The sequence below is a fragment of the Chryseobacterium sp. L12 genome (assembly GCF_056133985.1).
In genome coordinates, this window is sequence record NZ_JBVYOF010000033.1 from 25,812 (window position 1) to 40,709 (window position 14,898).

At 33.5% G+C, this 14,898-nt stretch carries 16 protein-coding genes and 1 tRNA gene; 7 read left to right on the forward strand and 10 right to left on the reverse strand.

Features of this window, described 5'->3' with window-relative positions; translation table 11 throughout:
- Positions 1–32: 32 nt before the first annotated feature.
- The gene (locus tag AC0NBN_RS15895) at positions 33–1,133 is read left to right on the forward strand and encodes a DUF6438 domain-containing protein (RefSeq protein WP_143885149.1); all 1,101 of its coding nucleotides are present in this window, start codon (positions 33–35) and stop codon (positions 1,131–1,133) included.
- 49 nt (positions 1,134–1,182) lie between these two features.
- Here the strand turns inward: AC0NBN_RS15895 and AC0NBN_RS15900 are convergent, their stop codons facing one another.
- Positions 1,183–2,031, reverse strand: a complete 849-nt coding sequence (locus AC0NBN_RS15900; protein WP_143885150.1) for a mechanosensitive ion channel family protein — start codon at positions 2,029–2,031, stop codon at positions 1,183–1,185.
- A gap of 211 nt (positions 2,032–2,242) precedes the next feature.
- On the opposite strand from AC0NBN_RS15900, the gene ku reads away from it, so the two are divergent.
- From ku to AC0NBN_RS15920, 4 genes are all read left to right on the forward strand, one after another.
- Positions 2,243–3,028, forward strand: coding sequence for a non-homologous end joining protein Ku (gene ku / locus AC0NBN_RS15905; protein ID WP_143885151.1), 786 nt, complete (start codon positions 2,243–2,245; stop codon positions 3,026–3,028).
- A gap of 2 nt (positions 3,029–3,030) precedes the next feature.
- Entirely contained in the window at positions 3,031–3,630 is a 600-nt protein-coding gene (locus tag AC0NBN_RS15910; RefSeq protein WP_160812976.1) for a DNA polymerase ligase N-terminal domain-containing protein, read from the forward strand.
- A gap of 80 nt (positions 3,631–3,710) precedes the next feature.
- Entirely contained in the window at positions 3,711–5,573 is a 1,863-nt protein-coding gene (ligD, locus tag AC0NBN_RS15915) for a DNA ligase D (RefSeq protein WP_160812977.1), read from the forward strand.
- Positions 5,574–5,605: 32 nt separating this feature from the next.
- Positions 5,606–6,145, forward strand: a complete 540-nt coding sequence (locus tag AC0NBN_RS15920; RefSeq protein ID WP_160812978.1) for a sodium/proton-translocating pyrophosphatase — start codon at positions 5,606–5,608, stop codon at positions 6,143–6,145.
- 13 nt (positions 6,146–6,158) lie between these two features.
- Here the strand turns inward: AC0NBN_RS15920 and AC0NBN_RS15925 are convergent, their stop codons facing one another.
- From AC0NBN_RS15925 to nusB, 4 genes are all read right to left on the reverse strand, one after another.
- Positions 6,159–6,890 carry an SDR family NAD(P)-dependent oxidoreductase gene (locus AC0NBN_RS15925; protein WP_160812979.1) on the reverse strand — a complete coding sequence of 244 codons (732 nt, stop codon included), beginning with the start codon at positions 6,888–6,890 and terminating at the stop codon, positions 6,159–6,161.
- Between the two features lie 129 nt (positions 6,891–7,019).
- Complete coding sequence (gene yajC / locus AC0NBN_RS15930; RefSeq protein ID WP_160812980.1) at positions 7,020–7,394, reverse strand: preprotein translocase subunit YajC; 375 nt, start codon at positions 7,392–7,394, stop codon at positions 7,020–7,022.
- A gap of 4 nt (positions 7,395–7,398) precedes the next feature.
- The gene (locus tag AC0NBN_RS15935) at positions 7,399–7,941 is read right to left on the reverse strand and encodes a DUF1573 domain-containing protein (protein ID WP_160812981.1); all 543 of its coding nucleotides are present in this window, start codon (positions 7,939–7,941) and stop codon (positions 7,399–7,401) included.
- An 11-nt stretch (positions 7,942–7,952) separates the two neighbouring features.
- Entirely contained in the window at positions 7,953–8,858 is a 906-nt protein-coding gene (gene nusB, locus AC0NBN_RS15940) for a transcription antitermination factor NusB (RefSeq protein WP_143885157.1), read from the reverse strand.
- A 91-nt stretch (positions 8,859–8,949) separates the two neighbouring features.
- Between nusB and AC0NBN_RS15945 the strand changes: the two genes are divergently transcribed.
- Both AC0NBN_RS15945 and AC0NBN_RS15950 read left to right on the forward strand, forming a co-directional pair.
- On the forward strand, positions 8,950–10,611 hold the full coding sequence (locus AC0NBN_RS15945; protein ID WP_143885158.1) for an ABC transporter ATP-binding protein: 1,662 nt from the start codon (positions 8,950–8,952) through the stop codon (positions 10,609–10,611).
- A gap of 99 nt (positions 10,612–10,710) precedes the next feature.
- Positions 10,711–11,046, forward strand: coding sequence for a DUF3276 family protein (locus tag AC0NBN_RS15950; protein ID WP_089744034.1), 336 nt, complete (start codon positions 10,711–10,713; stop codon positions 11,044–11,046).
- Positions 11,047–11,142: 96 nt separating this feature from the next.
- Here AC0NBN_RS15950 and AC0NBN_RS15955 read toward each other — a convergent pair.
- The 5 genes from AC0NBN_RS15955 to AC0NBN_RS15975 all read right to left on the reverse strand — a co-directional run bounded on the left by AC0NBN_RS15955 (position 11,143) and on the right by AC0NBN_RS15975 (position 14,845).
- Positions 11,143–11,218: transfer RNA gene (locus AC0NBN_RS15955), tRNA-His, on the reverse strand.
- Positions 11,219–11,253: 35 nt separating this feature from the next.
- Positions 11,254–11,973 carry a bacillithiol biosynthesis deacetylase BshB1 gene (gene bshB1 / locus AC0NBN_RS15960; protein ID WP_160812982.1) on the reverse strand — a complete coding sequence of 240 codons (720 nt, stop codon included), beginning with the start codon at positions 11,971–11,973 and terminating at the stop codon, positions 11,254–11,256.
- A gap of 75 nt (positions 11,974–12,048) precedes the next feature.
- Positions 12,049–13,695: a tetratricopeptide repeat protein gene (locus AC0NBN_RS15965; protein WP_160812983.1), complete on the reverse strand. Its 1,647-nt coding sequence runs from the start codon at positions 13,693–13,695 to the stop codon at positions 12,049–12,051.
- 99 nt (positions 13,696–13,794) lie between these two features.
- Positions 13,795–14,658, reverse strand: coding sequence for a substrate-binding domain-containing protein (locus AC0NBN_RS15970; RefSeq protein ID WP_160812984.1), 864 nt, complete (start codon positions 14,656–14,658; stop codon positions 13,795–13,797).
- The gene (locus tag AC0NBN_RS15975) at positions 14,651–14,845 is read right to left on the reverse strand and encodes a C4-dicarboxylate ABC transporter (RefSeq protein WP_474468809.1); all 195 of its coding nucleotides are present in this window, start codon (positions 14,843–14,845) and stop codon (positions 14,651–14,653) included. Before AC0NBN_RS15975 ends, AC0NBN_RS15970 begins: the two co-directional genes overlap by 8 nt.
- Between the last annotated feature and the right edge of the window lie 53 nt (positions 14,846–14,898).

The following is a 14,898-nucleotide window of genomic DNA, read 5'->3' on the forward strand; positions in this document are numbered from 1 at the left end:
AAGCAGGATTCTACAGTGAATCCTGCTTTTTTATGCAAAAATATTTTGTTTACCTTTTAAGCTTTCTTTGTTTTGTAAGCTGTAAAAAAAATACAGTTAATCCGGAATTGCTTTTAGGTGATTGGGAATTTGCAAATACTGTAGGAGTTTCTGATTCGTCGATGGTCTATATTCAATCTGATTTCAGGTTCAGTAAAGATTCAATATTTGTATTAAATGACGGATTTTTCCAAAGAGAAGAAAGGGACAATGAGGATAAATACATGGGACAAAAAAGCAAATTTTACGTTGAAAATGATAGTCTTTATATACTTAATACAATCACTCAGCATTATTTTTCGCAAAAAATTTCATATTTATCAAAAAATACTCTAGCCCTTTACAATAAGGAGGAAAAAGTAACATTTTATTTTCGAAAAAGAAAAGCAGAAGCCTCTTCTAAAATTAAATTATCTCAAATCACTTTATCTTTGGGTCCTTGTTTCGGAGACTGTCCTATAAGTTCAATATCTGTTGATAACAATGGAAACATTGTCTATTTAGGAGAAAGCAATACTCCATATAATGGATTATTTAAAGGAAATATCAATAAAGAAATTTTTCAGGAATTAGTTTCAGAACTAAATAAAATTAGGTTCGCAGAACTAAAAAACGAATACAGCATCGATGCAACAGATTTGCCAGATATAAGCGTATCTTTTTTAAATGATAAAAAAATTATCAAAACTATCTACGCTTATGGACATAGTGAACCCCGTCAACTAAAATCTATTTTAACTAAAATAAAATATCTATATCAGAATGCGAACCTGAAAAAGATTGACTACGACTTTCCCATTTTCAGTCCCATTTTTTCAAATTATCATTTTCGAAAATCAGAGATATTCTATCTTCAAACTTTACTCCTGAATTCAAAGAAAACAGAAACTCAATTCAAATCAAAATATAAACAAAGAGGAATTTTAATTCTTCCGGAAAAATTTGATTATGATGACTATGCACAAATGAAAAGAAATATAGAAAGTGATGGAAGATACTTTAAGTTAGAAAGCAAAAATCATCAATTGTACACTTTTGATATAGGTTTTGACTTCTTTAAAACCAATGAGGCATTTTCTGCAAAAATCAAATAATATTACACCACAATTAATATTTCCTCCATCCAAACATGATAATGTAAATTTAAGAACGCTGATAAACATGCAAATCCCTTTGAGGAAAAGGAATTTCAATCCCGGCATTGTCAAGTGCTTTTTTGCAGCTGATGATTAACTCCTCATTCATTGTCCAAAAATTATCCAGAGAAGTTGTTGCTCTTACAGAAAGATTGACTGCGCTGTCTCCCAATTCTGTAACTACCACCTGTGGTGCAGGATCATCAAAAGCATATTGGTTGTTTTTAATAACATCAAGAAGAATATCTTTAGCCTGTTTCAGATCTGTATCGTATGAAACTCCGATATTAAACCAGGTACGACGAGTTCCTAAATGAGTATAATTGGTGATACTGTTGTTGGAAACATCACCATTCGGAATCACAACCATCTGATTTTGAGGCGTTATTAATCGGGTATGGAAAATATCAATTTCATGTACTGTTCCTGATTCACCAGATTTCACTTCAATATAATCGCCTACTTTAAAAGGTTTTAAAAGCAGTATCAATATTCCGCCTGCAAAATTAGCAAGCGATCCCTGCAATGCTAAACCTACAGCCAACCCTGCAGCACCAATCATGGCTACAAAAGCTGAAGTCTGTACTCCGAGCTGGGTAACAACAATGATAAACAACAAAATATTCAGTGCCCAAGTAATGACATTCAGCATAAACTTCTGCAAAGAAATTTCAACTCCTTTTTTAACGAAAGCTTTTCTGATGAGTTTTTTCAAAATTCCGATAATCCATCGTCCGGCAATAAATATAAGCACAGCAGATAAGAGCGCTGTAATAAGTCTTGGAGCCATTGTGACCGCAGATGAAACAAAGTTTTCCCAGTTGTTTTGTACATTCGTTAAATCTAAATCTTTCATAAAATATTTTAGTTTTACATTGATTAGTAAGAATTCCGGCATATGAAAGGCAAAATATACACCGAAACCGTGCATGTTTACAGAAAGTGACTATTCTGAAGAAGTTACAAAGGTAATAAAATAAAAAAATTACAGTCTCAGCGTAAAATATAACCTTTTCTAAAACAATACTCGGCACAATGATTGTAGATTTTAATTAAATCAAATTACAATGAAAGCAATCTGGAAAGGCGCCATCGGCTTTGGCTTAGTTAATATCCCTGTGAAAATTTATTCTGCAACCGAAACCAGCAAGCTGGATTTGGATATGCTTGACAAATCAGATTATTCTAATATCAGATTCAAAAGAGTCAATGAAAAAACCGGAAAGGAAGTTAAGTGGGCGAATATTGTGAAAGGCTATTTAATGGATGATAAATACATCATTCTTGATGAAGAAGATTACGAAGCCGCCAGTCCTGAGAAAACAAAGATTCTTTCTATTGAGCATTTTGTAAAAGAAGCTGAAGTTGACTCGGTTTATTTTGAGAATCCCTACTTTCTAGAACCGCAAAAAAACGGCGAAAACGCTTATAGATTATTAATCAAAGCTTTAGAGCAAACCAAAATGGTAGGAATCGGGACATTTGTCCTTCGTGATACCGAAGCAATCGGTCTTATCCGTCCTTATAATGATGAAATTCTGGTTTTGAACAGACTCCGCTTTTCAGAAGAAATACGGGATTACAAAGATCTCAAAATTCCGGCTAAAAAAGCACCAAAACCCGCCGAACTCAAAATGGCAAAAAATTTAATCGAACAATTATCTGAAACATTTGATCCAACTGTTTATAAAAACACTTACTCTGCTGAACTCTTGAAAATTATCAAGAAAAAAGCAAAAGGAAAAACGGTAAAAGTCAAAAAATCTGAACCTGCAAAACAAGGTAAAGTAATTGATCTGATGGCTCAGCTGAAAGCCAGTCTGCAAGGTTCTAAATCTAAAAATGCTTCATAATTATGGCTTTAAAAGATTACAATAATAAAAGAAAGTTCGATGAAACCACCGAACCGAAGGGAACGACAAAAAAAAGCGACGACAAGTTAATTTTTGTTGTTCAACGACACGCTGCAAGCAGACTTCATTATGATTTCAGGCTTGAAATGGAAGGTGTTTTGAAAAGTTGGGCAGTTCCGAAAGGTCCGTCTTTAAATCCTGATGACAAACGGTTGGCAATGATGGTGGAAGATCATCCTTATGATTACAAAGATTTTGAAGGAAATATACCTGAAGGAAATTACGGAGCAGGACAAGTGGAAGTCTGGGACAGCGGAACTTATGAACCTTTAGACGAAACAAATAAACTTTCCGATGAAAAAGAGTTATTAAAAGAACTAAAAGACGGCTCATTAAAATTCGTTTTGCACGGAAAAAAACTGAAAGGAGAATTTGCTTTGGTTAAAATGAAAAATGCTGAGAACAATGCGTGGCTTTTAATTAAACATAAAGATAAATTCGCTGAAGAAGAATATGATGCAGAGGAAAATGTTTCAAAAAACTCTCAGGTGTCAAAATTTTTAGAGGAAAAAAAAAGCCCAAAAACAGGCAAAAAAAAGTAAGCTCTACCACAACTGAATCCCATTATAGAAAATTCAACGCTTTAGGCGACGAGAAAAAGCTGACAAGCTACATCAAACCTATGCTTGCAAAACTTTCGGAGGAAGCCTTCAATCATCCCGACTGGATCTTCGAAATTAAATGGGACGGCTACAGAGCTGTTGCAGATCTTAGTAAAAAAGAACCTTTATTCTATTCCAGAAACGGAATTTCTTTTTTAAATAAATTCAAAAAAATAAGCGAAGATTTTAATGCACAGAGGCACCACATGATTCTTGATGGTGAAATTGTAGCTTACGATGAAAACGGAAAACCAAGCTTTCAATTGCTTCAGCAGATTGGTGATAATCCGGATTTAGCACTTACTTATCAGGTTTTTGATTTGCTTTGGCTGAATGGATATTCTACTGAAGAACTTCCCTTACTTCAACGAAAAGAACTTTTGAAAGATGCATTGGTAGAAACTGATTTGATTAAATATTGTGATCATGTTCCGGAAAACGGAATTGATTTCTTCGGTCAGATGAAAAAAATGAATCTGGAAGGAATGATTGCTAAGAAAGCCGACAGTATTTATACAGAAAACAGCAGAAGTACAGACTGGCTGAAAATAAAGTTTACCAACACCGAAGAAGCAGTTATTTGCGGTTTTACGGAACCTAAAGGTTCCAGAATCGGATTTGGAGCTTTAATTCTAGGGAAATATATTGATGGAGAATTAATTTATGCCGGACATACCGGAACAGGATTCAATGCTGAATTGCTGAAAGAAATTCATTCTAAATTAACAAAAATAGAACAAAAGGAATCTCCTTTTGAAATCGTTCCGAAAACAAATATGCCCGTTACATGGGTAAAACCAGAGCTTATCTGTGAAGTAAAATTTTCTGAAATCACCAAAGACGGAATGTTCCGCCATCCTGTATTTGTCGCTATAAGAGAAGATAAAACAATTGAAGACCTTCAAAACACCACACCACAAAAACCTGAAAAAATGACAAAAAAACCCGTAAAAAAGTCTGATTCTGAATCTGATAAAGAAGTTACTCTTAACCGACACAAAGTAAAACTCACCAATCAGGATAAAATATATTTCCCAAAAGACGGTATTACAAAAGGTGATGTGATTGAATATTACCAGTCTGTCGCAAAATATATTTTACCCCATCTGAAAAACCGTCCGCTTTCTCTCAATCGTTTTCCCAACGGAATTGAAGAATCGGGATTTTATCAAAAAGATGCAGGAGATTCTCTTCCGGATTGGATTGAAACCACCAAAGTATATTCAGATTCTACAGATAAATACATCGATTATGTTATCTGTAATGATAAGGCAACTTTAGCGTATCTCAATAATTTAGGATGTATTGATCTTAATCCTTGGAATGCTTCTGTTCCCGATTTAGAAAATCCTGATTTTCTGGTTCTGGATCTTGATCCGTCAAAGAAAAACAGTTTTGATGATGTTATAGAAACAGCTTTACAGGTAAATGAAGTTTTAAAATCAATTAAAGTGAAAGGTTATTGCAAAACTTCTGGAAGTACGGGAATTCATATTTATATCCCGATGAAAAAGCAGTACGATTTTGATCAGGTAAAAGATTTTGCGCATATTTTGATGAAGAAGGTAAACACTCATCTTCCTGAACTTACTACTTTAGAACGCAGCCTGAAGAAACGAGACGATAATAAAATCTATCTGGATTATCTTCAAAACAGATCCGGACAGACTTTAGCGAGCGTTTACAGCATCCGTCCGAAAGAAGGAGCATCCGTTTCCATGCCTCTGGAATGGGATGAACTGAAGCCTGGTCTGAAACCTACTGATTATACGATTCATAATGCATTGGAAATAATTAAGGAAAAAGGAGATTTATTTAAGCCTGTTTTGGGAAAAGGAATTGATATGATGAAGGCTTTGGAATTGTTGCAGGATGGTGAATAAAATTGCTATTTTCGCAACATATAAAAATACGGATGAATCACGAAACAATTATTGAATTTTATTTTAATACAACAACAGAAAAACAAAATCAAAATTTTTATTTCAACTATGCTTGGAGAAAAGTATGGAAGAGTTGGGTTAAAATTACAATTCTTGCAGTCATTTTCTTATTTTTAGGATTCTATCCTATAGAAAATTTTGATACGAATCTTTGGTATTATTTTTTTAAATATGCAGGTATTTTTCTGGCTGGATATTCTTTCATAATAATAAATCAGTATTTTACTTCAAAGAAAAAATTCAAAATTGAAATTGATAAAATGATTGATAAATTCAGTGCTAAAAATGAGCCTCATTTTTTAATTTTAAATGATGAAAGTATTGAATTTAAAAATCCTTTCAATACTATTAAATCTTCTTGGGAAAACACATCATATAAAATAGCAGGTGATTATATAATAATTAGTCCTATCAAAAATATATTTTATATCACACATAAATCTGAAGTGAGTGAAGATCAGTATAAAATTATGATCCAATATCTAATAAGAAATTCGAAAGAACAAAAATAAACAATTTAAATATTTACGGAAGCTTCGCTACCAGACTTTCAGGTAAGATTTTCAAAATAAAATAAATTATTTTCCATTTAAAATTGGGAACAATAGTAAAAGAATTCCCTGCATTTACAATATGTTTAGCTACATAATCCGCTTCCATTAAAAGATTTTTATTCAAATCTAATCCTGCGTTGATTTTTGTATTGATGTAACCACTTACCAAAACATTTACTTTGATGTTTCTCGAAGTTAATTCCTGCCTTAAACCCGCTAAATAAGTGGTAAACGCAGCTTTTGTACTTCCGTAAACAAAATTACTTTTTCGTCCTCTTACTCCCGAAAGCGAAGACAATCCTATAATTCTTTTGAGATTCTGATTGTTTTTATCCGTTGCAATAATATTCAAAATAGAAACTGCTCCCATATAATTGACCAGCATCATCTGTTGAGCACCTTTGAAGTCCATCAAAGCAGTTTCGTTATCAACTAAAAAACCTGCTGCATATACTACAATATAAGGTTTTGTTGTAAGTTCATTATAAAATATCTGATGAGAATCGAAATCTGCTGAGTCGAAATGTAAAACCGTCACTTTTGTATCAAGATTATTTCTCTGAACAAATTCTTTCAATGATGCTGTGTTTCTGGATGCGGCAATAATGGTAAACCCTTTTTCAACATATTGCAGAATACATTGCTTTGCTACATCAGAATTCGCCCCTAAAATAAGAATCGTTTTGTTTGTGTTTTGATTCATGTGACAAAGATATTTTTTTTGATCTTTAAATGAAGAATATTACAATACAATAATGAATAATCAGTATAAAAATTTCGGCGGGGTGAACTTTGCTCACCCCGCCGAAACGAATATTTTAAAAACGGAAAATTATTTTTTCTCGGTTTCAATTTCTTTTTTATCTGCTGTTTTTTCAGCTGCAGCTTTCGTCACTTTTTCACCAAAACGGTTTTCGGTAAATTCTCTTGAGATCGCAGCTTTTTCAAATTTCAGTTTCCCGGAAAGAGTCTCAATAACAACTCCGTCTTCCTGAATTTGGGCAATTCTGCCGTGAAGTCCTGAAGTGAGCACCACTCTGCTTCCTACTTTTAGGTCATCCTGAAATTTTTTCTCTTGCTTTTGCTTTTTCATTTGAGGTCTGATCATCAGGAAATAAAACCCGACAAACATTACCCCCATCATGATTAGCATTGTTGAAGAGTTTCCTCCCTGTGCAGCCTGCAAAAATATTGTTTGTAAATTCATTATATTATGGTTGAATGTTCGCAGTAAATGTCAATTTAATAGGAGCTTTATCAACATTAGCAAAAACATCTGCGTATTTGTTAACAGCACCGTCAAAATTGGTAGAATCAAAACTTAAAGTAATTTTACCTTTTTTGCCCGGCATGATCGGATCTTTTGTAAAATCAGGAGCAGTACATCCGCATCCAGGCTTTACTTCAGAAATAATCAAAGGATTAATCCCTGTATTGGTAATTTCATAAACGTGATCTACTTTTTTACCTTTTTTAATAGTTCCGAAATCAAAATTACTTTCAGAAAGTGCTACTGTTGTAGTAGGCTGGTTTGATTTCGCAGGTGCAGCAGCATCTCCTGTAACGGCAGTATTGGCAGACATTTCAGCATTCGCCGGGTTCATCTGTTGCATAGAAGTTGTATCTGCAGGAGCATTTGTAGAATCTACATTCATAATTTCTGCATTTTCAACTTCTTTTTTCTCTTCTTTTTTACAAGAAACCAATCCGAATCCGATTACGGATAAAGCTAATATTGATACCGTTTTTTTCATTTTTATTTTGTTTAAATTCTGTTTAAATCTTTACAATATTTATCTAAAATACCATTGATGAATATATTGGATCTATCGGTTGCAAAAACTTTAGCAATCTCAATATATTCGTTGATAATTACTCTTGAAGGGGTAAGAGGAAAATGATCCAGTTCAGAAAAAGCGGTTGTTAAAATCACTTTATCCATCAGCGAAACTCTTTCCAGATCCCAGTTTTCAAGACGCTCAGAGAGTTTCTTCTCATTGGCTTCCCAATTATTCAGAGTATCTCTCAAAAGTTTACTTGCAAAATTTTTATCATCCTCATCTTTCATCATTTTAATCAGCGTACGGCTTTCTTCATTTTCCTTCATAAAGCCAATCGTTTTCTGTATCATCGAATTGGCAATATGAATATCATCTGCCCAGGTAAGTTCCCTGTCGCTGATATAATCATGAAAATCATCATTTTCCGCAACGTAACGCAGGAAAAGCTTTCCGATGAACTTCTGGTCTTCTTCAAAAGAATACCCTTCTTCTTTCATAAAATCCTGATAACGCTTTCCCGCAGTCATTCTCTGAAATGTTTTTACCAGCATATCATCATGCAGATCCCATTTAAGATCTTTGTGCTGACCTGTAAAAAATAATCTCTCAGGATTTTCTTCAAGCTTTTTCAGAACCTGATTGTTGATAAATTTCTGGTTGGGATTTACGTCAGAATCTGTTTTGAAATATTTATTCTTACCAATTTCCATTTGATTTTCGGCAAGTTGCTTTAAACCTACCAGAAAATTAAGCTGAAAAATATAGAGATTATAGATTTTCTCTATTCCTGTAAACATATTCTTTTCTAAAACATCAGTTTTTACAGGATTTTGGTAGTACGAATAAACGGTTTCTACCACTTTTTCACGGATTTGTCTTCTTCCTAACATTCAAAGAGCTTTTTTATGGGTGCAAAGATATGAAATTTAAAATTTACTAAATTCTGGAAGTGTTTCAATTTTTGTAATTTTGTGAAAGTTTATGAAAGCACTGAAAACACTCAACCCTTATTTTTGGAAGCACAAAATACTATTGTTTTGGGGGTTACTATTCATCATCGCCAGTAATTTTTTTAACATATACAAAGTACAGTTTGTCGGAAAGTCTGTAGATGAACTTGCGCAGCAGGGAAATCTGGGTTTCAACAAACAGGTTTTAATCTATGTTGCCATCATTGTAGGATGCTCGCTTCTTACCGGATTTTTCACTTTTATGATGCGGCAGACTATTATTGTAGCCTCCAGAAGGATTGAATATGAACTGAAAAATAAAATTTACAGACATTATCAGGATCTATCTCTTACTGATTATAAGAAAACAACCATAGGAGATTTAATGAACCGTCTCAGCGAAGATGTTGTTGCGGTAAGAATGTACCTTGGTCCGGGTGTGATGTATGTTGTGAATCTATTGGTTCTACTGCTGATAACCAGCGTCTATATGATTAAAACTGATGTTTCTATGACCTTATGGACATTGCTTCCGCTGCCGGTTTTATCGTACATTATATTCAAAGTAAGTTCTATCATCAATAAAAAGTCTAAAGTAATGCAGAAAAGCCAGTCTGCTATTTCAACTTTTGTGCAGGACAGTTTTTCAGGAATACGAGTGGTAAAATATTTTGCAAAAGAAAAATACATTGAAAAAAATTACGGAATAAAAGTAAGTGATTACCAGAACAAGGCATTAGATTTAGCAAAAACAGAAGCTTATTTTTTTACCATCATACTTTTTGTGATTGGTTTGCTGAATGTTGTGGTAATTTTCATTGGCGGTCAGAAATACATTCAGGGCGAATTGTCTGTTGGTAAAATCGCAGATTTCTTTATGTATATCAATATTCTGATCTGGCCTTTTTCTATGGTAGGCTGGGTAACATCTATCAATCAAAGAGCCGAAGCTTCTATGCAGAGAATTAATGAATTTTTAGATAAACAATCTGAAATTTACAATAAGAACTTTGAAGAATACGAAATAAAAGGAAATATTGAGTTCCGGAATGTTTCTTACGTTTATCCCAATACAGGAATTAAAGCGCTTGATAATTTAAGTTTTAAAATTGAAGCCGGAAAATCTTTAGCGATTATGGGGAAAACCGGAAGCGGAAAATCTACCATTGCACTGCTTCTTTGCCGCCTGATTGATCCTACAGAAGGTGAAATTTTAATAGACGGTAAAAATTTAAAAGATCATAATTTAACCAACTACCGGAAGTTTATCGGATATATTCCACAGGAAAGTTATCTTTTTTCTGACACGATTGAGCATAATATTGGTTTTTCTATTGACAATCCTTCCCATGAAAAGGTAGTTGAATATGCAAAAATTGCAGATGTAGACAAAAACATTGTTGAATTTAAAGATCAGTATAAAACTTTAGTGGGAGAACGTGGAGTAATGCTTTCTGGCGGACAAAAGCAAAGAATCTGCATTGCAAGAGCATTAATCAAAAAACCGAATATTATTATTTTTGATGATTCACTATCCGCTTTAGATACTGAAACTGAGCAGAATATCCTTGAAAATATAGATTCAAAAATAAGTAACGCTACTTCCATTATTATAACCCACAGAGAATCCAGCGCACAAAGAGCAGATAAAATACTTAACTTAAGTGATATTGACGATTCTGCAACGGCTTAACAAAAAACTTCGGAATTGTTAAATAAATCATAAAAAAAATTTTGTGATTAAAAGAAAAATTTTATATTTGTTCTTAACAAGATTAAAAATTATCTAATAATGAGTGAATACAAGGAACGCCATGAAAATGAAATTTTCACGAAGGTGCTAAAAGCAGGAAGAAGAACTTATTTCTTTGATGTGCGCGAGACGAAAGCGGGAGATTATTATCTTACAATTACCGAGAGTAAAAAGAATTTCGGGGAAAACGGAGAGGCTACATTTGAAAAGCACAAAATTTATCTTTACAAAGAAGATTTTAAAAGCTTTCAGGAGATGTTTAATGAATCAACAGATTTCATTATCAATGAAAAAGGTGAAGATGTAATATCAGAAAGACATGATAAAGACTTCAAAAGCAGATCTTATACAATAGATTCTGACGACGAAGTTTAAAAGAATAAATCACCAAAAGCATCTTTACGGATGCTTTTTTTATATAATCGAAACAATAATCCATAAAAAAAGTACACTTTAAAAGTGTACTTTTTTGGGTGAATGATGGGTCTCGAACCCACGACCTTCGGAACCACAATCCGACGCTCTAACCAACTGAGCTACAATCACCGTTTTGTGAGTGCAAATATAGGAATATTTTTTTATTTACAAAACAATTCCATCAAAATTTTTCAATGCAATTAATTTTTCTGAAGTAAACCCTTCTGCATACGCTACTCCAGACAATCTTCCTAAATCCTGCGCTCTATAAGTTAAACTTTCAAAAAAATCTTTTGTAGCAATAGGAGTTATCGGTTCTTCTGAATCAGCGTTGTAAAACTGCGTTTTATAGGCTGCACAGGCTTCAAGTTTCTTATCCAGATGATTAGAAATATCTATAACAAATTCTGGTTCTATATTTTTCCATTGAATATAATTAAAAATATATTTAGGTCTCCATGCTTTCTGCTCAGATCCATTCAATTGAGTTTCTATTTTGATTAAGCCAGAAAGAAAACAAGCATCAGAAACCAGTTTAGAAGCTTTAGCATGATCAGGATGCCTGTCATCTATAGCATTTGACAATACAATATCAGGACAGTATTTACGGATAACTTTTACAATTTCTAATTGATATTCTTCGGAATTAACTAAAAAACCATCTTTTAATCCTAAGTTCTCTCTAAATGTAACGCCCAAAATTGCTGCTGCATTTTCAGCTTCTGTCTTTCTTGTATGCTCTGTACCCCGTGTCCCAAGTTCACCTTTTGTCAAATCTACAATAGCACAAGTTTTCCCTTCAGCAATCAATTTAGCGATCGTTCCTCCACAACCCAATTCCACATCATCAGGATGAGCTCCAATAGCGAGTATATCTATTTTCATACTATAAAATTAAGTGTTTAAAAAAAACTTCCCAAACATTCATGAATGGGAAGTGTATTATTAGGAAAAAATCTATTACTTGTTAAGCTCTGCATTAAGATTAATAGCATCCTGATATGTTGGATCTAGCGCTAATGATCTTAATAGATATGTTTTTGCTTTCTCTACATCATTATCTTTTTCCAGAAATGCCACTGCAAACAAAGCGTACGCCAATGTTTTTTTGTTGGCTTCAACATCAGCTGGCTTTAAGGTTGAGATGTACTTCTCGTATGCTAACTTTGCTGCATCATTATTTCCTGCCTGCTGATAAGCATATCCCTGACTGTAATATGCAGGTGCCCAATCAGGTAGAAGATTGCTCATTTTCTGCCAAGTAAGGATTGCCCCGTTCCAGTTTTTTACATCCTGATATGCATTCGCCAGTTTGTACAAAGCGTCTGAATCCTGAGGATTTGAAGCGACTAACTTCTTCAGTGATTCAACTTCCGGACTTGTAGGACCTGCATCAACAGATGCTTGAGAAGCTCCTCCTCCATTAATTTTTACCAACTCCATATCCCATTTCAATGTCTCGTCTTTAGCAGCTTTCGCTAAACCTACTTTTTGTTGAGCTTCAGCTTTTAATGCAGCCTTTTTAGCTTCATCAGTTTCTGTTTTTGCCAGACCTGCTGCGATAAGTCCCATTAAACCCTGATCTGCAGGCTGAACTCTTGATTTTTCTACCTGAGATACAAAGGTATCTATGTTTTGCTTAGCCATAGCATATTCACCATCAGCATAGTTTACATAAGCTCTCAACTTAAATTTAATAGGATCATCTATTTTATCAAAGATTTTATCTAGAATTGCTTTTGAATTGGCATAGTCCTCATTCGTGAAATATAATTTTGCAATCTCAAGTTGAGTATACGGATCTTCATCAGCATATTTTGTATAATTAATCAAATCCTGAGTTGCTTTAGCATTTTCCTGATACTTGATATTATAAGCTGCGAGAGCCTTATACGCGGGAGCATATGTAGGATCGGTTGCTATAGCTTTATCAATATTCTGTTTCGCCAATTGCCATTGCTGAGCAGCCATCCATAAAGTACCCATTCTTGTATATACAGATGATTTATTTTTAGCTAAAGGAAGTGCTTTATCATAAGCAGTCATTGCATCACCCGGAATTCTTTTCAATCTGTAAGCATCACCTAATGTGTAGTAGTAATAAGCCGGAATATCTTTTTTAGCTCTTTCTATTGCTTTATTAAGATATTGTATTGCAAGATCCGGAGAATTGTTTTTTTCAAACAATGTTAACGCTTCAGCTGCTCTGAATAAAACTTCAGCGTCTTTTTCTCTTGAATCACTTACAATTTTTTGAATTTCAGCAATAGCCGATTTATCTCCTTTACCAAGTTTAACTGTTGCCAAACCAATTTGGTTTAAGTAGCTTTTTCTGTCAGCTGCCAAACCTTTATTAAAATTTTCTGTAGCTTTAGCATAATCAGGCTCACCTTGTTTCAAAAAAGTATTTCCTAAGTAAAAATAATTTTCCGCAGTTGCCTCTTTTGCAATCATTTGGGAAAAATTATTTTTTGCTGCTGCGTATTTGTCACTATCTAAATTATTGATACCATCCTGCAAAGTCTGAGCAAATGCAAAGTTGGTGAAAAAAACTACTGAAGCTCCTATAGCAAGCTTTTTAACATTCATAATCATTATATCTTTCATTTATATTTATAACCTTATTTCGTTAAACGAAATATATTTACACAATTTTCAGACCAAAATAAGAGTTTTATTTTGGTTAAAAGGCATTATTAAGAATTTTTAACGCATCTGTACTTCGCGTCTGTAGATGTTGTATGGCTGAAGCCCCTCTTTTTCGACTATCATTTGTCCAAGTTGTGTACACGAATATCTGATAAATCCATTGGCAATGTTGAAACTCCCTTCATTTGTTAATAAATATAAAACTCTGGTAAAAGGATATTTCATCTCGCGCAAACCGTCAGCGTCGGGCAAAAAAGATTTTCCATCTTTTTTCACGGGCAAAATTTTGATCATAGACCTTAACTTCTCGGCATCTTTATCGTAAGGGCGGCTAATCGTATTAAGACCAATTACTCCAATTTTATTAGGATACTTATTAAGCTCTTCGATAACATTAGTACTTCCCGGTATGATTGAAAATTTAAGTTCACCCGGTTTTTTATTTAGTTTCTGAGCCACAAAATTAAGATTGCTGGAATTGGTACCATCGAAAACAAAAGTTTTTTCGTCAGACTGTAATCCTTGTTGTATTTCCTCAAACGTAATTTGGGATTTTTCAGAGTCTTTAGGTACAAAAAATACTACCGCATCAGCAGCAAATTTTGCCGGTAAAACTTTCAAATCTACTTTGTCTTCGTATGCTTTTATCTCTTCAGGTGTTAAATCTTTAGACATAACCGCAATTTTTGCTTTATCATTTAGAAAATCAATAAATCCTAAATCTTCTTTTTTGGTAATGACATTAATTTTTGCCTCCGGGTAGCTAATCATATACCCCTCTGCTAAAGCCTCGACTACACTCTTAAAAGCTTCATCTGTGATAATATTCATTTGACCTTTATGATAAGAGGCAGATTCTTCTTTTTTTGAACAGCTTATTATGCTTAGAAACAGAATAGTTGCTATAAAAAATTTATTCATCTTTAGACTTTTTTAATCTTAATATACCTCTTACTATTCTGAAAACACCGTAAAGTACTAAAATAGCTCCAAGAGCGTAGGCAACCGAAGGTTCTAGTACAATAAAGAAAAATTTGTAGGTAACGACAACAATTCCTAAAACGATATAGAACAATCCTGTGATTATTGATAACCAATTAAACATCATACAACAAAAATATCAAAAAAAACAAAAAGAGAAGCAATTACTTCTCTTTTTAT